This is a genomic window from Ruminococcus sp. AM42-11 (assembly GCF_003480145.1).
In the GTDB taxonomy this organism is placed as follows: Bacteria; Bacillota; Clostridia; order Lachnospirales; family Lachnospiraceae; genus Blautia_A; species Blautia_A faecis.
This window is the reverse complement of record NZ_QUIO01000038.1, coordinates 1-19,187: the sequence shown is the minus strand read 5'-3', so window position 1 is coordinate 19,187 and position 19,187 is coordinate 1. Positions and strand designations below refer to the sequence as shown.

General features: G+C 42.4%; 21 protein-coding genes and 3 pseudogenes. All 24 read left to right on the top strand.

The window, feature by feature from the left end; all coding sequences use genetic code 11:
- Window positions 1–373 precede the first annotated feature (373 nt).
- Window positions 374–3,025 (top strand): valine--tRNA ligase, encoded by a 2,652-nt coding sequence (locus DW904_RS17865; RefSeq protein ID WP_118583247.1) that lies wholly within the window; start codon window positions 374–376, stop codon window positions 3,023–3,025.
- Between the two features lie 14 nt (window positions 3,026–3,039).
- A complete protein-coding gene (locus DW904_RS17860; RefSeq protein WP_118583245.1) occupies window positions 3,040–5,052 on the top strand; it encodes an LTA synthase family protein in 2,013 nt (670 codons plus the stop codon).
- Between the two features lie 372 nt (window positions 5,053–5,424).
- On the top strand, window positions 5,425–6,717 hold the full coding sequence (locus tag DW904_RS17855; RefSeq protein WP_202187763.1) for a folylpolyglutamate synthase/dihydrofolate synthase family protein: 1,293 nt from the start codon (window positions 5,425–5,427) through the stop codon (window positions 6,715–6,717).
- 67 nt (window positions 6,718–6,784) lie between these two features.
- Window positions 6,785–6,937: a hypothetical protein gene (locus tag DW904_RS23050; RefSeq protein ID WP_021925740.1), complete on the top strand. Its 153-nt coding sequence runs from the start codon at window positions 6,785–6,787 to the stop codon at window positions 6,935–6,937.
- A 15-nt stretch (window positions 6,938–6,952) separates the two neighbouring features.
- Window positions 6,953–8,317 (top strand): hypothetical protein, encoded by a 1,365-nt coding sequence (locus DW904_RS17850; RefSeq protein ID WP_118583241.1) that lies wholly within the window; start codon window positions 6,953–6,955, stop codon window positions 8,315–8,317.
- A gap of 123 nt (window positions 8,318–8,440) precedes the next feature.
- Window positions 8,441–8,617 carry a hypothetical protein gene (locus DW904_RS24225; RefSeq protein WP_243110484.1) on the top strand — a complete coding sequence of 59 codons (177 nt, stop codon included), beginning with the start codon at window positions 8,441–8,443 and terminating at the stop codon, window positions 8,615–8,617.
- Window positions 8,599–8,784, top strand: coding sequence for a hypothetical protein (locus tag DW904_RS24220; RefSeq protein WP_243110483.1), 186 nt, complete (start codon window positions 8,599–8,601; stop codon window positions 8,782–8,784). Before DW904_RS24225 ends, DW904_RS24220 begins: the two co-directional genes overlap by 19 nt.
- The gene (spoIIAB, locus tag DW904_RS17840) at window positions 8,784–9,209 is read left to right on the top strand and encodes an anti-sigma F factor (protein ID WP_118583239.1); all 426 of its coding nucleotides are present in this window, start codon (window positions 8,784–8,786) and stop codon (window positions 9,207–9,209) included. Before DW904_RS24220 ends, spoIIAB begins: the two co-directional genes overlap by 1 nt.
- 12 nt (window positions 9,210–9,221) lie before the next feature.
- Window positions 9,222–9,452, top strand: a pseudogene (locus DW904_RS17835) (sigma-70 family RNA polymerase sigma factor); the annotation flags it as partial.
- Between the two features lie 287 nt (window positions 9,453–9,739).
- Window positions 9,740–10,405, top strand: a complete 666-nt coding sequence (locus tag DW904_RS17830) for a hypothetical protein (protein WP_242856254.1) — start codon at window positions 9,740–9,742, stop codon at window positions 10,403–10,405.
- 2 nt (window positions 10,406–10,407) lie between these two features.
- Entirely contained in the window at window positions 10,408–11,202 is a 795-nt protein-coding gene (locus DW904_RS17825) for a ParA family protein (RefSeq protein ID WP_118583235.1), read from the top strand.
- A complete protein-coding gene (locus tag DW904_RS24215; protein ID WP_243103081.1) occupies window positions 11,183–11,716 on the top strand; it encodes a ParB/RepB/Spo0J family partition protein in 534 nt (177 codons plus the stop codon). The genes DW904_RS17825 and DW904_RS24215 overlap by 20 nt, the downstream gene beginning before the upstream one ends.
- Window positions 11,713–12,111, top strand: coding sequence for a hypothetical protein (locus DW904_RS24210; protein WP_243110482.1), 399 nt, complete (start codon window positions 11,713–11,715; stop codon window positions 12,109–12,111). Before DW904_RS24215 ends, DW904_RS24210 begins: the two co-directional genes overlap by 4 nt.
- 4 nt (window positions 12,112–12,115) lie before the next feature.
- Window positions 12,116–12,535, top strand: a complete 420-nt coding sequence (locus DW904_RS17815; protein WP_243026964.1) for a DUF6050 family protein — start codon at window positions 12,116–12,118, stop codon at window positions 12,533–12,535.
- Between the two features lie 132 nt (window positions 12,536–12,667).
- The gene (locus DW904_RS17810; protein ID WP_117457751.1) at window positions 12,668–13,066 is read left to right on the top strand and encodes a hypothetical protein; all 399 of its coding nucleotides are present in this window, start codon (window positions 12,668–12,670) and stop codon (window positions 13,064–13,066) included.
- Between the two features lie 13 nt (window positions 13,067–13,079).
- Window positions 13,080–13,478, top strand: a complete 399-nt coding sequence (locus DW904_RS17805; protein ID WP_005344165.1) for a single-stranded DNA-binding protein — start codon at window positions 13,080–13,082, stop codon at window positions 13,476–13,478.
- An 11-nt stretch (window positions 13,479–13,489) separates the two neighbouring features.
- Complete coding sequence (locus DW904_RS17800) at window positions 13,490–13,882, top strand: hypothetical protein (RefSeq protein ID WP_117457750.1); 393 nt, start codon at window positions 13,490–13,492, stop codon at window positions 13,880–13,882.
- On the top strand, window positions 13,875–14,756 hold the full coding sequence (locus tag DW904_RS17795) for a replication initiator protein A (protein ID WP_117457749.1): 882 nt from the start codon (window positions 13,875–13,877) through the stop codon (window positions 14,754–14,756). Before DW904_RS17800 ends, DW904_RS17795 begins: the two co-directional genes overlap by 8 nt.
- Window positions 14,757–14,766: 10 nt before the next feature.
- Window positions 14,767–15,585 carry a replication initiator protein A gene (locus DW904_RS17790; RefSeq protein ID WP_117457748.1) on the top strand — a complete coding sequence of 273 codons (819 nt, stop codon included), beginning with the start codon at window positions 14,767–14,769 and terminating at the stop codon, window positions 15,583–15,585.
- Window positions 15,585–15,866, top strand: coding sequence for a hypothetical protein (locus tag DW904_RS25930; protein ID WP_347562199.1), 282 nt, complete (start codon window positions 15,585–15,587; stop codon window positions 15,864–15,866). The genes DW904_RS17790 and DW904_RS25930 overlap by 1 nt, the downstream gene beginning before the upstream one ends.
- Complete coding sequence (locus DW904_RS17785; protein ID WP_347562198.1) at window positions 15,755–16,378, top strand: ATP-binding protein; 624 nt, start codon at window positions 15,755–15,757, stop codon at window positions 16,376–16,378. Before DW904_RS25930 ends, DW904_RS17785 begins: the two co-directional genes overlap by 112 nt.
- A gap of 82 nt (window positions 16,379–16,460) precedes the next feature.
- The gene (locus tag DW904_RS17780; protein WP_055057305.1) at window positions 16,461–16,952 is read left to right on the top strand and encodes a PcfB family protein; all 492 of its coding nucleotides are present in this window, start codon (window positions 16,461–16,463) and stop codon (window positions 16,950–16,952) included.
- 23 nt (window positions 16,953–16,975) lie between these two features.
- A pseudogene (locus DW904_RS24205) lies at window positions 16,976–18,834 on the top strand (type IV secretory system conjugative DNA transfer family protein).
- Between the two features lie 121 nt (window positions 18,835–18,955).
- A pseudogene (locus DW904_RS17770) lies at window positions 18,956–19,084 on the top strand (Maff2 family protein); the annotation flags it as partial.
- Window positions 19,085–19,187 lie beyond the last annotated feature (103 nt).

Genomic DNA, 19,187 nt, shown 5'->3' with positions numbered 1-19,187 from the left:
CATAAAAGTGGCGGCTTTTTCCGGCTATTTACAAGGAAATCAGACCGCTGCAGCGAAAAGCGTTGAAGAAGAGGAGTAAGTAAATGCCCTCCCAGAGAGAAATGTCCAGGGATAACTGTGGTGGAAGACATTTCGAGATCCGCATTCACTGAAGGTAGCTTCTGAGCCGGGAAACTGAACAGGCAGTGATATCTGCAGTAAGTTTTCACGCAATTCCAGCGTTACAGGAAAGAGATATGTGTACAACAGAGCGAAGACTGTAAATGAATTCAGGGAAACAGTACTTTGCATTTTGCACATAATGAAGGTGGTACCGCGTTAATTTCGCCCTTCACACAATTGTGTGAGGGGCTCTTTTTTTAGGAGGAAAATTATGAGCAAAGAACTTGCAAAGACCTACGATCCAAAAGGAATCGAGGAACGTCTTTACCAGAAATGGATGGACAACGGATATTTTCATGCAAAAGTAAACCCGGATAAGAAACCATTTACCATTGTTATGCCGCCGCCAAACGTAACAGGACAGCTGCATATGGGACATGCACTTGATGAGACCATGCAGGACATTCTCATCCGTTTCAAGAGAATGCAGGGCTACGAAGCACTGTGGCAGCCAGGAACTGACCATGCAGCTATTGCTACAGAGGTTAAGGTTACTGAGAAACTGAAAAAAGAAGGCATCGACAAGGCAGAAATCGGCCGTGAGAAATTCCTGGAATATGCCTGGGAGTGGAAAGAAGAGTACGGCGGAAAAATTATCAACCAGCTGAAGAAGCTTGGTGCTTCTGCAGACTGGGAGCGAGAGCGTTTCACCATGGATGAGGGATGCTCCAAGGCCGTACAGGAAGTCTTCATCAAGTTATATGAAAAAGGCTACATCTACAAAGGTTCCCGTATTATCAACTGGTGTCCGGTATGCCAGACTTCCATTTCCGATGCAGAGGTTGAGCATGAGGATCAGGACGGATTTTTCTGGCACATCAATTACCCGGTTGTTGGAGAAGAAGGAAAATTCGTGGAAATCGCAACAACACGTCCGGAAACACTTCTTGGAGATACTGCAGTTGCAGTAAACCCGGATGATGACCGTTACAAAGACATTGTTGGCAAAATGCTGAAGCTTCCTCTCACAGACAGAGAGATCCCGGTTATTGCCGATGAGTATGTTGATAAAGAATTTGGTACCGGATGCGTAAAGATCACACCGGCACATGACCCTAACGATTTCGAGGTTGGAAAGAGACACAACCTTCCGGAAATTAACATCATGAATGATGATGCTACCATCAATGAGCTGGGTGGTAAATACGCCGGCATGGATCGTTACGAAGCAAGAAAAGCCATGGTAGAGGATCTGGACAAGCTTGGTCTTCTGGTAAAGGTTGTTCCGCACAATCACAGCGTTGGAACTCATGACCGCTGCCATGCAACCGTAGAGCCGATGATCAAGCCTCAGTGGTTTGTAAAGATGGATGAAATGGCAAAAGCTGCTATCAAGACTCTTGAGGATGGAGATCTGAAATTCGTCCCGGAGCGTTTTGACAAGACTTACCTTCACTGGCTGGAGAACATCCGTGACTGGTGTATTTCCCGTCAGCTGTGGTGGGGACACAGAATCCCGGCTTACTACTGCGATGAGTGCGGTGAGACTGTAGTTGCAAGAGAAATGCCGGAAAAATGTCCGAAATGCGGATGTACGCATCTTCATCAGGACGAGGATACGCTGGATACCTGGTTCAGCTCTGCTCTGTGGCCATTCTCCACACTTGGCTGGCCGGATAAGACACCGGAACTGGAGTACTTCTATCCAACAGATGTGCTGGTAACCGGATATGACATTATTTTCTTCTGGGTTATCCGTATGGTATTCTCTGCTCTTGAGCAGACTGGCAAGACACCGTTCCATCATGTACTGATCCATGGTCTGGTAAGAGATTCCCAGGGCCGCAAGATGAGTAAATCCCTTGGAAATGGTATTGACCCGCTGGAAGTAATCGACAAGTACGGCGCAGATGCTCTTCGTCTTACTCTGATGACTGGTAATGCACCTGGAAACGATATGCGTTTCTACTGGGAGCGTGTAGAATCCAGCCGTAACTTTGCAAATAAGATCTGGAATGCTTCCCGTTTCGTTCTTATGAATCTGGAAGGAAAGGATGTAACGGAGCCGGAGATCGGTTCTCTTTGCGCTGAGGACAAATGGATCCTTTCCAGACTGAACAATGTGATCAAAGAAGTAACTGACAATATGGAAAAATATGAGCTGGGTATTGCGGTTCAGAAGATCTATGATTTCCTGTGGGATGAGCTTTGCGACTGGTACATTGAGATCGCCAAGGTTCGTCTGTGGAAGGCAGAAGAGGATCCAAAGGCAGCAAACGAGGCTCTCTGGACACTTCGCACAGCACTGACCCAGGGACTGAAGCTGCTTCATCCGTTTATGCCATTTATCACAGAGGAAATTTATTGCACACTGCTTCCGGAGGAAGAGTCCATAATGATCTCTGACTGGCCGGTATATAAGGACGAGTGGAATTCTCCTGAGGCTGAGCTTGCAATCGGAAGTTTCCAGGAAGTTGTCCGCGGCATCCGTAACACAAGAACCAGTATGAATGTTCCGCAGAACAGAAAGACACATCTGATCATTGTTGGAAAAGATGCTGCTATCTGTCAGATGTATGAGAACAGCAAGAAATCCTTTGCAAACCTTGCTTTTGCAAAAGAAATCCATGTTCAGCAGGATAAGACTGGTATCGGTGAGGATGCAGTTTCTGTTGTTGTTTCCAATGCAGTTGTTTATATGCCTCTGGAAGACCTTGTTGACAAGGAAAAAGAACTTGAGAGACTGACAAAGGAGCAGGAGAGACTGACTAAGGAAATCGCCCGCTGTGAGGGAATGCTGAATAATCCAAATTTCGTAAATAAGGCTCCTGCTGCCAAGGTTGATGCAGAGAAGGAGAAGCTTGCGAAGTACAAAGAGATGAAAGATAAGGTTGAAACACAGCTTGAGCAGCTTAAGAGATAAAAAGGAGATTTTGCATGAAGCTGAGCAAATTTTGCAATAAGATTTCCCTGATTCTCCAGGCACTCTGGTGCGCAGTGCTCTATTTCCTTATAGAGGCACTGTGCCGCCATTCTGTAGTGGAGGCCTGGGATTATATGACGGGAAAACCGTTGGTATTTGCTTATAATACGATGTTTATTTTTACTACAATGCTGATCGTTTATCTGTTTCACAGGCGGTGCTTTTGGAGAGTTGTGGTTTCCGTTTTCTGGCTGTTTCTGGGAATCGTAAACTGTATTCTTCTGATGAACCGTGTTACACCATTTACCGGACCGGATCTGCATATGCTGACGGATGGTATTGCGATCATGCAGAAATATCTGCCGTTTTATGGTGTGGTGATCGGATGTATTTTGATCGGAATTGTGGTGCTGGGGCTTTTGATCCTACTGGTCAAGGGACCGAAGTATGAGCAGAAGATTAAGTACCGGTATGTGATTCCGCTGGTAATTGCTGGTTTTGTGGCTTTTGGAGGCGTGACACAGCTGGCTCTTGAAAAAAGGGTTTTGTCTAATTATTTTGGCAATATTGCGTTTGCTTATGAGGATTATGGTTATCCTTATTGTCTGGCGACTACTATTTTTAATACAGGCATCAGTGAGCCGAGGGATTATTCTGAGGATGAGATTAACCGGATTGAGAAGACAGAGTCCAATCTTCCAAAGACCAAGGAGGATGGAAAGAGACCGAATATTCTGTTCCTTCAGCTAGAGTCTTTCTTTGACCCGACACTGGTAAATTACCTGGATATTTCTGAAGATCCAATCCCGAATTTCAGGAAGCTGATGAAAGAGTATTCTTCCGGATATTACAAGGTTCCTTCTGTTGGAGCCGGTACGGCAAATACGGAATTTGAGACCATTACAGGTATGAGTCTTCACTATTTTGGACCAGGTGAATATCCTTACAAGAGTATTCTTAAGGAGACTACCTGCGAAAGTGTGCCCTATGTTCTGAAAAATCTGGGGTATTTTACACATGCGGTACATAATAATGAAGCCAACTTCTATGGAAGAAGGTCTGTTTTCCCCAATCTGGGATTTGACACCTTTACTTCTGAAGAGTATATGGCAGATGAGAACCTGCAGAATCCTCTTGGATGGGTAAAAGACAGTGTGTTGACGGATGAGATCATTAAGTGTCTGGATTCTACTGACAGTCCGGATTATGTGTATACCATTTCCGTGCAGGGACATGGTGATTATCCAAGCGAGCCCATTCTGGACAATCCTTCTATTACAGTTTCCGGTTCTCCTACGGATGAGCTGAATTGTAAATGGGAGTACTATGTGAATCAGATTCATGAGATGGATCAGTTTGTGAAAGAGTTAACAGATGCTTTGGCAGACTATCCGGAGGATGTGATCCTGGTTATGTATGGGGATCATCTGCCGACTATGGGACTGACTGTGGAGGATCTGAAAAATAAGTATCTTTTCCAGACGGAGTATGTAATCTGGGATAATATGGGACTTACCAAGAAGGATGAGAATCTGGCTTCTTATCAGATCGCAGCAGAGGTTCTGGACAGAGTTGGTATTCATGAGGGTACGATCATGAAATATCATCAGGCAAGAAGAAATACCAAGAATTATCAGGTTGATCTGGAAACTCTTCAGTATGATGTGCTGTACGGTCAGCGATATGCTTATGGAGGAGAAAATCCTTTTGAGAGAACGAAGATGCGGATGGGACTTTATGATGTGACCTTAGATTCCATTCGGTTAGTGTCGGATACGGATTGGACTTATTATATCCAAGGCACGAATTTCACCCCGTCCAGTCAGGTGAAGCTGAATGGAGAGTGGTATGATACGGCATATGTAAGTCCGAACATGCTGGTGATCTCGGGTACGGAGCTGTCGGATTTTGACAGACTGGCAGTTGTACAGAGAAGTAACAGTTCGACGAGGAAGGCTCTTAGTAAGAGCTTTGACAGAGCGGTTTATGCATTGTATGATAGTCAGTGGAAGGTGAATTCCCGATAGGAACGTTTCCCGGCTGGGCACCTGGTCTCATCAGGTCTGCTCTGAGCGCGGTGTGCGGCCAAAAAAATTAAAAACATCAGAATTTTGCTGAAACCGAAGAAAGGAGAGGACAAATTTGCTCCGCTGGAGCTCAGACTGTGTCCTCTCCTTTTTTAACCCCAAATTCTGCCGTATGAGATTTTTTCGGAACCTCTCTGATTTCTTCTGTGCGAGGTTTGTCGGATAAAAAGTTACGATTAGGGGTGGACTTCTGGTGTGACTATTATATAATGGTAGAGTAATGTAACGATTCAGAAGGCAGTATTCTGCCAGGCTTACTATGAGCATGAGAAGTTACGGACGAAATACGATAGATAAATGGTGGTTTAGATTATGAATTACGAGGAAGCGGTTGCTTATATTGAGGAGACTCCGAAGTTTACCAAAAAGAACAGTCTGGAGCATACGAAGGAATGTTTGAGGAGACTGGGGAATCCACAGGAGAAGTTTAAGGTGATACATGTTGCGGGAACGAATGGAAAGGGGAGTACCTGTGCGTTTCTCACATCTATTCTCAGGGAGGCAGGGTATTCCTGCGGTCTGTTTACGTCTCCCCATCTGGTGAAGATCAACGAGCGGTTTCAGATCAATGAGGTGAATATTGATGATGACACCTTTTTGAAAGCTTTTGAGAGAGTGAAAGTGCTGGCGGACGAGCTTGTGGCTGAAGGTAGTTACCATCCTACTTATTTTGAGATGCTGTTTCTTATGGGAATGGTGATCTTTGCAGAGGCAGGGGTGGACTATGTGACTTTGGAAACCGGGCTTGGCGGAAGGCTGGATGCGACTACAGCGGTAGAGAATCCTGTGGCTTGCGTGATCACATCTATCAGTCTGGATCATATGCAGTTTTTGGGAAATACGGTAAGAGAGATTGCAGGGGAGAAGGCTGGAATCATTGTTCCGGGAGTTCCTGTAATCTATGATGGAAATGACAAGGATGCGGCAGAAGTGATCGCTGCGAAGGCAAAGGAGCTTGGAAGTCCGGCTTATAAAGTAATTCAGGCTGGAGCAAAGGTACTGGGAAATAATAAAGATGGCATTGATTTTTCCCTGGAGGACGATTATTATGGGGATACCATGTTCCATATTCCTTTTATTGCATGGTATCAGGTGATGAACGCATCTCTGGCGCTTACAACTATGGAAGTGCTGAAAGACAGGATTCCGGTGACCATGGAACAGCTGCAGGCAGGAATTGCAAATACCAGATGGCAGGGCAGAATGGAGACCATTTTGCCGGGCGTGATCGTGGATGGTGCACATAATGAGGATGGCGTGCGCAGGTTTGTGGAGACTGCAGAGCGGTTTCAGAAGGAGTATCCGCTGACACTTTTATTTTCTGCTGTGAATGATAAGGATTACCAGGATATGATCCATACAATTTGCAGCAGGATAAAATTCCGTAAAGTTGTGACCACAGAGGTTGGGGGATACCGTGAGGTGCCGTCTGCGGAGCTGGCAGAGATCTTTTGCAAAGAAGGCTGTAAGGATGTTGGAAACTCTGATAATATTGAAGAAGCTTTTCATATGGCGCACGAGGCCAAAGGAGAGGACGGAATGCTGTTCTGCGTGGGTTCTCTTTACCTGGTGGGAGAGATTAAGACACTCTTGTTGAAAAAGTAAATTGTCTGCAGAAAAAAGAAAACATGGGATTTCTGGTTGATTTTTCAGGAGTCTGTGGAGGAATTTTATGATCGATTACGAAGAGGAACTGAAGAAATTTGAGCCCTGTCTGGATGTGACAGACGCGGAAGAGGCTATTTACGATAGAGAGCTGACGGATATTCTGGACATTCTTCAGGAAATGCTCAGGGAGTCCAAAAGCGGACGCAGGATGAAATAGAATAGGAGATACTTAATGAACTGTATGAATTGCGGCGCGTTCCTGGCTGATAAGGATCTGGATTACTGTCCTCATTGCGGGTGCAACGTCCTGATCCAGAAAAAGGTGGAGTATCTATCCAAACTTTATTACAATCAGGGCTTGGAGAAGGCAAGTATCCGGGACCTTTCAGGAGCCGTTAACTGTCTGAAGCAGAGCCTTACCTTTAACAAGAGAAATATCCAGGCGAGAAATCTTCTGGGGCTTGTGTATTTTGAAATGGGAGAGGTGGTTGCTGCTCTTAGCGAGTGGGTGATCAGTAAGAATCTGCAGCCTACTCGGAATATTGCGAATGAATATATTAATCGTCTTCAGGCGAATTCGAATAAACTGGATGCTATTAATGAGACAATAAGAAAATATAATAATGCCCTGGCTCTTTGCAGGGAAGGCCATGAGGATATGGCTGCCATTCAGCTTCGCAAAATTCTGAACCAGAATACCAAGCTGATCAAAGGTTATCATCTGCTGGCGCTGATCTATATGAAGAATCATGACTGGGGCAAGGCAAGAAGAACCTTAAAAAAGGCGGCTCGTATTGACAAGACCAATACAACTACATTACGTTTTCTTCGTGAAGTAGATGAGAGAACCGGTGTAACGACCAGACTTGAGAAACAGAAAAAAGGACTTTTTGGTGCCAAGGGCAAGACAGAAGGTTCGGATGAGATTTCCAGAAGTACTGTGGTACAGCCGGCAGTTTACAGGGAAAATTCCAGAATTTCACTGTTTGTGACACTTATGGCGGGTGTGGCAGCAGGTGCGGCTGCATTTTGGTTTCTGGCAGTTCCGGCTATCAAGCAGGGGATTTACAGAGAAGCCAATCAACAGATTGTAAAGTACAGCGAGTCTCTGGTCAGCCAGGGTGCGGAGCTTTCCAAAGCCCAGGGTGAGGCGAAGGAATCCGGAGATGTGGCAGAGGAAATCACCCAGCAGCTTGATGCCGAGCAGAAGAAGAGCACCAGTTATCAGGCACTTCTGAATGCGTATGCAGCTTATACACAGAATGAGTATGATGCAGCTGCGTTGGAAATCCAGAAGGTTTATGAAGATCAGCTGGGAGATGATGTAATGGGAATTTATAATACCATCTGTTCAGCTACTGGTGTGTCTGGAATCACGGAAGACAGTAAGTCTGAGGGCAGCGAAGATTCCTCTGATTCCGAAAGCAATGATGGAACTGACAATACAACAGAAGGCTCTGAAACAGATTCCTCTGGTTATGACAGTTCTTACAATGATGCATCTGGTGACAGTGGGTATGATGAATCCGGATATTCTGATTACAGCGACGAAAACGGATATTATGATGAAAATGGTGATTTTCAGTATTATGAATAAAAATTTCTGAATTACAATAATGAGAAACCTCTGAACCGGGGATGTGCGGGATAGACCTGCACATCTCTTTTTCTTTTTCCTGTGCAGAGGGTTAAAATAGAGTAAAAAAGGGGGATTTTATTTATGAAACCTGTTTTTGAAACTACGGGAACCTGTCTGAATATTAAACTGCCTGAGGAACTGGATCATCCGGCTTCTGAGCTGATCCGGAGAGAATCAGACAGGATTATGGGAAAAATATATATCAGAACCATTTGTTTTGACTTTGGAAATACTGTTTTATGGACAGTTCGGGCGTAGGTTTGATCATGGGGAGATACCGGGCTCTGGGGATGCGTTCTGGCTGCATGAAGGCCTGCCATGTAAGCGGATATATTGAAAAATTGCTGCGGCTTTCAGGCGTGAGTAAATTTCTGGAACTGGAAAGAACAGAAAATGAGATGCAGCTGGAAGGGAGGGGAGTCTGATGGGAAATTCCAACGAAATGACCATTATTTTTGACAGCCGTCCGGAGAATGAAGGGTTGGCAAGGGTAGCTGCTGCGGCATTTTGCACCCAGCTGAACCCCACACTGGAGGAAGTAGCAGATTTGAAAACGGCTGTGTCAGAGGCTGTAACCAACTGTATCATTCATGGCTATCAAGGCGAGGTACATAAGATACGGATGAAGTGTGTCAGAAAAGAGAGAACAATTTATCTGGATATTGAGGATGATGGCATAGGGATTGCAGATGTGGAAAAAGCAATGGAGCCCTTATATACGACCCGCGCTGATCAGGACAGGTCAGGAATGGGGTTTACTTTTATGGAAGCATTTATGGATGAGGTTAAAGTCACCTCACAGGTTGGAAAAGGAACCTGTGTGCATATGAGCAAAAAAATCGGTAATTGATCAGGAGGAAGCATGGATCACACTCTTGCTCTCATTGGGCGCATTCACCAGGGAGATAAAGAGGCAAGAGATACTTTGTTTTCGGAAAATATGGGACTGGTGTATAGTGTTGCCAGGCGTTTTCTGGGGAGAGGGGTGGAAATGGAGGACCTTTTTCAAATTGGAAGCATCGGGCTTTTGAAGGCTGTAGATCATTTCAATCCTGAATTTGATGTGAAGTTTTCTACTTATGCAGTACCAATAGAGTAAGATAAAGGAAACGACCGGAAAAGCCTTAAAATAAGGGATTTCTGATAAAGGCATTGGATAAAAAAACAGTGCTGTCAGATGTACATTTCGATATCTTATGTTGAAATAACAGTATAGATAAGATATTGAAAACAATTCGGAATTGTTTCTGATAGGAACCTTCTTGAATGAGATGATGACCATTCAAAGGAGGTTTTTTTATGGCAAGAATTATGACAAGAAGAAAAGCCATACCCAAGGCAATCGAATTACTGCAATGTCTGCCACAGACGGAGGAAGTTGTGGAAGTGATACAGGCACTAAAAAAATATTCTTCCACGCCATTGGATAGATGGGATGCAGCGAGTGTATATGAAGCATTAGATGAATGGACAGAATCTCATAATGGTATACCACCGAGAATAAAAGAGTGTGACAGCCATAAAGAGCTACCAAGCCATATGGTCTTTGAAAAGCTTTTTGGAAAAACAGCCAGAGAATTTCTAAATGATTATTATGGTGAGATGGAATATGTAAGGATTGGACGTCATGGAACAAGGTGTGTGGATGATCAATATGATTTTCTGGAAATATTTAAAAACGAATTTGAACGGATACAACCGGCAACGTCAAAAATATATGATGCTTGTAGAAATCCAGAAACACCATCATGGGGAACGATTGCAAGAAGATGTAAAGTGTCTTCCTGGTCAGAACTGGTTACACTGTCCGGTGTAGAAGCGAATTGCATTAGAAGAAGATATGACACATATAATATTAGAAATAAGTTGAGCGTTTCACAAAAAACGAATTTGGAAACGGATTTGACAGCACACGAACAGCAGGAAGAAAAAGAAAGATTTGAGGCATTGCTGATAAAGACGCATGATTTAACATTGCAGGCTGAAAATCAGAAAAAGGCAGAAAAAGCAGTTTCAAAACATACATTACGAATCGGGAGGAAATAGAGATGGCAAAAGTTATAGCAATAGTCAATCAAAAAGGTGGTGTCGCAAAGTCAACTTCCTGTGTGAATTTAGGAATCGGATTGGTAAAAAAAGGATATAAAGTTCTGGCAATAGACTTTGATCCACAGGGAAGTTTAACAGAAAGTCTTGGATATCAGAATCCAGATGAATTGGAAATAACAGTAGCGACAATTCTTCATTGTGAAATGAATGGTCTTGAATTACCAGAAGGATATGGAATTCTTCACCATGAAGAGGGAATGGACATTCTTCCGGCAAATATTGAACTGTCTGGGGTAGAAGTTAGTCTGGTAAATGTTATGAGCAGAGAATATGTGTTAAAACAGTTTATCAAGACAATTTCACCAGAATATGATTATATCCTGATTGATAATATGCCATCGCTAGGAATGCTTACTGTAAATGCTCTTGCAGCAGCTGATTCGGTTATCATTCCGGTTATGGCACATTATCTTCCTGTTAAAGGATTGGAACAGTTGATGCAGACCATATATAAAGTCAGAAAGCAGATAAATCGAAAGCTTCAGATTGACGGAATCTTACTTACCATGGTAGATCGAAGAACGAATTTTTCAAAAGAGATTATAGAGTTGCTTCACGATAATTATGGCGAATATATCAATATTTTCAAGACTGAAATCCCGTTTTCGATAAGAGCAGCTGAGACGAGTGCTGAAGGAGTAAGTATTTATAAACACGATCCGAAAGGTCGTGTTGCCGAAGCTTATAAAAAACTGGTAGAGGAGGTGATTGGTGATGGCAGTGAAAGAAAGTAGTGCTTCAAAGATAAAATTCAAAGGGGTAGATGCATTATTCGGATTGTCAGAGGAGCAGGAGTGTGTGCGAGAAATTCCGCTGGACGAGTTGGATACATTCAAGAATCATCCGTTTAAAGTGTTCAGGGATGATAAAATGGAGGAAATGATTGAAAGTATTTCAGAATATGGAGTTCTTGTGCCAGGAATTGCAAGACCTTCAAATTCAGGGGAAAAGGATTATGAATTAGTTGTGGGACACAGAAGAAAATATGCTTGCAGGGAATTAGGACTGAAAACAATGCCGGTCATTATCAGAGATATGTCTGATGATGAAGCAACTGTGGTTATGGTCGATTCCAACATTCAAAGAGAAAATCTGCTATATAGTGAGAAGGCATTTGCATACCGCATGAAGTATGAAGCATTGAAACGTCAGGGTAGACGGACTGATTTAACTTTGGTCCAAGTTGAACCAAAGTTGAAAAAAGATGGGCAGCTGAGATGGTTGGCACAGAAGTCGGAGAGACAATGAGTACGATCAAACGATATATACGATTGACCTACTTGTCGAATTACTTGCTGGAGTTTGTAGATAAAAATGAATTGCCCTTTACTGTTGCAGTTGATTTATCTTATTTGAAAAGTAATGAGCAGTCATTGTTACTGGCGTTTATAGGAACAACAAAGAAAATGCCAAATGGATCTCAGGCAAAAAAACTGAAAGAACTTAGCCAGCAAAAAGAATTGACTGGAGAAGATATAGAGAAAATTCTTGGAGGAGAAGCAAAAGTGAATTATCAGAAAATCAGTTTTTCAGAAAAGCAACTGCAAAAATATTTTCCACCAGATTACAAGAAAGAGCAAATCGAAAAAATAATTTTCCAGTTATTAGATTCGTGGAAAGCACAAACAGAGCGAAGGGGATGATAAAGTGGAATATGAAAAGCAAATAAGATATAATGATAGACAGATGCAAAGATATCAGGCATATCTTTCTAAAGTACAGAAGATAAACAGATTAGATAAGAGGACGAAAGAAATGACGATTGGAGATGTAATAAAAAAATCAATTCTGCCACTGGCATTTATGGTATTCTGGTTTTGGATGACAAAAACAATTATGAAGGTCAGTGGGCAGACGGATTGGTTCTGGTTGGTATTTATTGCCGGACTTCCATTTGGAATACATAAAATGCGGTTGATTCTGATTCCGAGAGGAATGGATACCACAGCAACATTTGGGATGGCTGCATTAAGTGTCATTATTGGAGCATTGATTGGAAGTATCATGATTCCAGTGTATGTGATCAGAGCGATATACGTGTTTATACGGTATGTCATTGGAAAATAGAATATTAGATTGATAAGAGGCAGGCTTGCGAAAACAAAAATCGTAAGTCTGCCTCTTTTTTTTGTGCTTAAAAACAGGCAATTCAGGGGAATTCCCTTTTGCAAATATATATATTCTTGGAGGATTTTTAAGATGAGAGAGCGAATTGAAAGTAAGCATGTAACAAAGGAAGTCAAAAGTCAGATGCCAGTGATTCCGGTGGAAATTGTTAAAGAAAGAGGCTGTACGTTCTGCCCGTATTATCTGGGCAATTACGAGAAACAGCCACGCTGTATGATGAAAACCTGTGCCTGGGATGATGAAAATGAACGTTTCCATCCAGTTCTTCGTGAACTGATTCCATTTTACAAAGAGAAGATGGAAAAAGCAGAAGAAAAGTTCCTGGCAATGAAAAAGATTTACACAACACTGTTAGGAATGTTTGCCGATGAAATGAAGCAAGAAGAGTTGGAAAAAGATGAATGTTACGGATGTACCTATGGAAAATGTGGACCATGTATCGGTATCTGTTACAAATCAATGAAAGCATAGGAGGGGTAAGCCAATGAATACAACAGTTATTTCCGGGCGATTAGTAAGAAATCCCGGATACAACGAAGTGGAGAATGAAAAAGGACTTCATAAGATCGCCAAGTTTGTTCTGGCAGTCAGAAGAAATTATTCCGATGAAGTCAGTTTCATTCCGGTAAAGGCTTTTGCAAAGAAAGCAGAATTTGCCAGAGATTATCTGATGCAGGGCACGAAGGTCATGGTGGAAGGCGAGATTGTCACAGGTAATTATGAAGATAAGGATACCGGAAAAAAGATTTATACCACCGAAGTGTATGCAAACCGGATTGAATTCGCAGGTGCAAAAATGGTTGACAGACCACCGTTTCCAGAAGATGCGGAAGGGTTCTTAGAGATCCCAGAGGGCATGGAAGAAGAAATGCCGTTTAGATAGGAGGATAAAAGATGGTTTCGGTAGATCAGGCGTATATGGTAGGGCATATGAAAAATGCCGATGGAAGTATCAATAACAAAAATATAGTGATGTCAGCAGCATGTGAAGCAGCGGAACTGTTCCAGTGCATGATGTCAGTAAATCAGAAACTGGAGGACTGGCAGAGATTTAACCACACCTTGGAGCTGCATCTTAGAAGTGTGGAATGTGAGAAAATCCATGATATCTGTCAGGCAGTATATGGAATGAAACATCCGTCCGATGAACTGGAAGGATTGTATCTGGCAAGAGAGGATGAAGAGATATGCCTGCTGTACTATCAGGTATTTGTAGGGATGCTGGAAATCAATATTAATTCAGCCGAAGTGCTGTACAAACAGAAGGAGGAAACAATCAATGAGTAAGATGGAGTATATGCCGGTAGATTGTCTGCAGGTGCCAAAGATGCTGTTCCAGATGGAAAAATACAAAAATCTGTCAAATACAGCAAAGATTTTATACAGCTTATTTCTGGATCGCTTAAAATTTGCGGTGCAGAATGGCTGGGTAGATGGTGAAGGGGATTTATTTGTAATCTATCCGAAAAGTGAAATGAAAAAAGACCTGAATACGACCAGATATGGCGTAGATCAGGCAGTGCAGGAACTGGTTCAAGTTGGTAATCTGGTGCGTATCATTTCAGACAATGGAAAGGCGAACCACTTTTATATCAATGATATTTATGAAAATGAGATGGAGGAAGAATCAATGATGACATTAGACAGCATTATGGCAAATATGCCGATGGAAGAAAGAGAAATTATCATGGACAAGATGGTGAAAGCATCCAGAGATATTCTGGAAACGATTGCGGATATGGGATATCTGGATGAATATGAGACACCACTGACTTCAATGGAAGAAAGAAATTATCGAGATGAGCTTGGACAGCTTGATATTGATCAGATTTCCTGTGATGGCTATGAATTTGGCATGGACCTGGCATTTGGAATCCTGGAAGAAAATGAGGAAAATGCTGATAGAGTACTGGACATTCAGAAGTATGTGAATAGGCAGCATAAAAAGTGTTCAAAAAAGAAATTTATGAAAGTTTTGGAGACTCTGGTACACGCAATAGGAAATGATGAAGGATTTATTGCCGATATGTATGCGTGTGATAAAGAGGCAAGGAAAATTTATCTGGAAGAAGCGGTGAATGCGTTCAATTATGTGCTTGATGAATTATGTCATGGTACAGGAAGTGCAGCAGGGTATGACTTCAACAATATGGAAGAATAGGAAATAAATTATGGCAGATTTTGAATACTTCAGAGCAGAAGAATCTGACCAGTTTTCTTTTTTCCGAATACCGAAAGCCCTGTTTACAGAAAAGGAATTTCAGGGTCTTTCCACAGATGCAAAACTCTTGTATGGAATCCTTTTAGACCGCATCAGTCTATCAAAGAAAAATGGCTGGATTGACAGTGACGGTTATGTCTATATCATTTATACGATTGCAGAACTGCAGGATCTTTTGCGGATGTCTCATACGACTGTAACAAAGCTCCTTTATGAACTTGACAGTGTGCATGGAATTGGATTGATCGAACGGTATCGGCAGGGGAATAATCGTCCTTCTGTCATATATGTGAAAAATTTTGTAAAACGGAGTAGAGGAAAGCCAGTAAGATACTTTTCTTCTGGAATGCCAGAAACTGGAACTCCAGACTGCAAGGAATTGGAAATCCGGATTGCAAGAAACTGGAAGTCCGGAACGCAAAAAAATAGAAGTCCGGACTGCAAGAATCTGGATGGAAGTAATACTAAGATAAATAAGACTGAAAAGAATCATACTGATAAGAGTAAGGGCAATACTCCCACTTTGGAAGAAAAATTCAGTCAGTATGGTAGATTTAAAAATGTTGTTCTGTCGGAAGCTGAACTGCAGGAGCTGATGACGCTATTTCCATGGGATTACCAGAAACGGATTGATCATCTTTCTGTTTATATGAAATCCAGTGGAAAAGAGTATCAGAACCATTTTGCAACAATCTGTCTTTGGGCAGAAAGGGATGGAACCAGGACAGGAATGGATAAATATGAATTTCAGGAAGGAGAAAGCCTGTGATGGAAAATAAAGTAACAGCAGATTATCTGGACGAAGAGGGATGTCTTCATTGTGGCACCTGTGGAAAAAGAAAACAGATGAAAGTCAGTCTGATGGGATTTGAGCATGTAGTGTCCTGTTTGTGCGAATGCGAGGTAAAAGCCAGGCAGGAACTGGATGAGAAGATGCAGTGGGAAGAAGCACAGCGGCAGCTTATCAGAGAAAATCCGTCGGACTTCGGGAAAGAAGATTCTGGGAATGGAAATTTGAAAATGACAACGGAAGCAACCAGAAGATACTAATTGCCAGGCAGTATGTAGAAAACTGGACAGATATGAAGAGAAAAAATGTAGGATTGCTTTTGATGGGACCAGTTGGAACCGGGAAAAGTTTCTTTGCAGGCTGTATTGCAAATGCACTTTTGGAACAAGGAGAACGTGTCATGATGACAAATTTTTCCAGAATCTTAAATGAAATGACCAGTTATCAGGCAGATAGGAACCAGATTATACAAAATCTTGTGGATTATCCGCTGCTGATTATTGATGACTTGGGAATAGAACGAAATTCCGAGTTTGCCTTGGAGCAGGTCTATAATGTGATAGACAGCCGCTATTGTAAAATGCTTCCGCTGATCGTAACAACGAATCTGGGACTGAATGAAATGAAATCCACAGATTTGGATACTGCCCATCAGCGTATTTACAGTAGAATACTTGAAATGTGTGTTCCCATCTATTGTGGTGGAGAAGATAAGAGAAAAGAAGAAGGGACAGAAAAACTCGTACAGGTGCAGAACCTGATTACCGGTTAATCTGTCTTTTTTCATTAAAGGGGGTGATTGCCATGATTACAGATCTGGACAGCAGTTGAATCGCTGAAAGGAGGGAAAAGTCATGCAGGAAGAGGTAACTCAGAAAACGGTCACGTTCTGTATTCGGGCTACTAAGATTACGGCAGACCTGTTGAAAAAGGTTCTTGTTGCGTATCTGCGTCATCAGAAGCAGAAATCAGTAGAGAAGAAAGCACAGAAAAATCAGCCGAAACAGGGAAAGGTCACGGTAAAAGAGCTGGCAAAACAGAATGCCGGGATGGTCAATATCGAGATCACAAATAAGAATATCAAGTCCTTTGAACGGTATGCCAGAAAATACGGGATCAATTATGCTCTGAAAAAAGACAAGAGCAAAGAGCCTCCGGTTTATCTGGTATTCTTCAAGGGACGTGATCAGGATGCACTCAATGCTGCTTTCCGTGAGTTTTCCCAGAAACAGATTCAAAAAGCGAATAAACCTTCCATTCATAAGCGTCTTGCAGCTTACCGGGCAATGATGCCAAAGAAGACGAAGGACAAAGTAAAGAACCGGCATCAGGAGCAGAGTCGATGAAAAAGAAAAGCGGCAAAACTCTGATGCAGAAGTGGAAGAATAAAATCGGGGGTAAGCTGTCCGCCCTGGATAAAAAGAAACTGGTTCTTACAAATATCCCTTATGCTCTGGCTGCTTTCTATGCAGACCGTGCATTTTTTCTTTACCGGAACAGTCCGGGAGAAGATATGGGGAACAAACTATTATATGCAATGGAACACGCAGACCGGATTTTTGCAGGTTTTGTGTTAAGCAATGACTGGAAAGATCTGTTAGCAGGTATTGTTGTTGCAGTCGTTCTGAAAGTGTTGGTCTGGCAGAAACAGGCAGATGCAAAGAAATTACGGAAAGGCATCGAGTATGGTTCAGCTAGATGGGGAACCGCAGAGGATATCAAGCCTTATATGTCGGAAGATCCCTGGATGAATATTCCATTGACAGCAACAGAAGCATTGACTATGGAAAGTAGACCTAAACAGCCAAAGTATGCAAGAAATAAAAATATAGTGGTCATTGGCGGCAGTGGTTCCGGAAAAACTCGATTTTTCGTTAAGCCGTCAGTCATGCAGATGAACTGTTCCATGGTCATTACAGATCCGAAAGGCACTCTGATTGAGGAATGCGGGAAGATGTTAGCAAAGGGACCACCTAAGAAAGATAAGAATGGAAATATTATGAAAGATAGATCTGGAAAAGTAGTTCATGAGCCATATGTGATTAAGGTTCTGAATACTATCAATTTTTCCAAATCGCTTCATTACAATCCATTTGCTTATATACGGTCTGAAAAAGATATCCTGAAGCTGGTGACAACAATCATTGTTAATACCAAAGGCGAAGGGGAAAAAGCTTCCGAAGATTTTTGGGTGAAAGCAGAGAAATTGCTGTATACAGCACTGATTGCTTTTATCTGGTATGAAGGGGATGAAGAGGAAAAGAATCTGAATACCCTTCTGGATCTTTTGAATGAAAGCGAAACCCGTGAAGAGGATGAAACTTACCAGAATCCTGTGGATATGATGTTCCAGGAACTGGAAGAAAGAGATTCGCAGCATTTTGCGGTCAGACAGTATAAAAAATACAAAATGGCGGCAGGCAAAACTGCCAAAAGTATTCTTATTTCCTGTGGTGCGAGGCTGGCACCATTTGATATAGCAGAACTTCGTGAGATCATGTCTTATGATGAAATGGAACTGGATAAGATCGGGGACAGGAAGACAGCCTTGTTTTTGATTATGTCCGATACAGATACAACCTTTAATTTTGTGATTGCCATGTTACAGTCACAGCTTTTCAATCTGCTTTGCGACAAGGCAGATGATGAGTATGGTGGAAGACTGCCAGTTCATGTGCGTGTCATCGCTGATGAGTTTGCCAACATCGGCAGATTCCACAGTTTGACAAGCTGATTGCAACTATCCGAAGCAGGGAAATCTCTGCTTCTATTATTTTGCAGTCACAGAGCCAGTTAAAGGCAATGTACAAGGATAGTGCAGATACCATTCTGGGCAACTGTGATACTACACTTTTCCTTGGTGGCAAAGAGAAAACCACCTTAAAGGAAATGAGCGAGCTTCTGGGTAAGGAAACTATTGACCTGTATAACACTTCGGAGACAAGGAGTAATCAGAAATCCTTTGGACTGAATTACCAGAAAACAGGCAAACAGTTGATGACAGAAGATGAAATCGCAGTTATGGATGGAGGGAAATGTATCCTGCAGATCCGTGGTGCCAGACCATTTTTCTCGGACAAATATGATATCACGAAACACAAAAACTATCGGCTTCTCGCAGATGAAAACGAGAAGAACCGATACAAAGTTGAGAAAGAGTTAAATCCGCAGTACACACCGAAATCTGAAGAAGAGGTGGAAGTAATTCAGGTGGAGCTGTCGGAGTAACCATGGGAATGAACGGAAAATAATGAGGAAAGGAATAACTGACATTAGGTGCGCCGGCTTTTTAGTCGGTGTTTTTTCATTCCCGTAAACACCTGAAAAAAGTCAGTTTTGGTGAATGTATATGGCATTTTTTAGCAGTGCAATTACAACTTTGAAAACTCTTGTAGTCGCAATCGGCGCAGGTCTTGGCGTGTGGGGTGTCGTAAACCTTCTGGAAGGATATGGAAATGACAATCCCGGTGCTAATGCTCATGTACAGTAAAGAAGCAAACAACCGAAAACAAGAGATAGACCGCCAGCACCACACTATTCCGAACCAAAGAGCAAACGACAAGCACCATGGAAATGTGTAT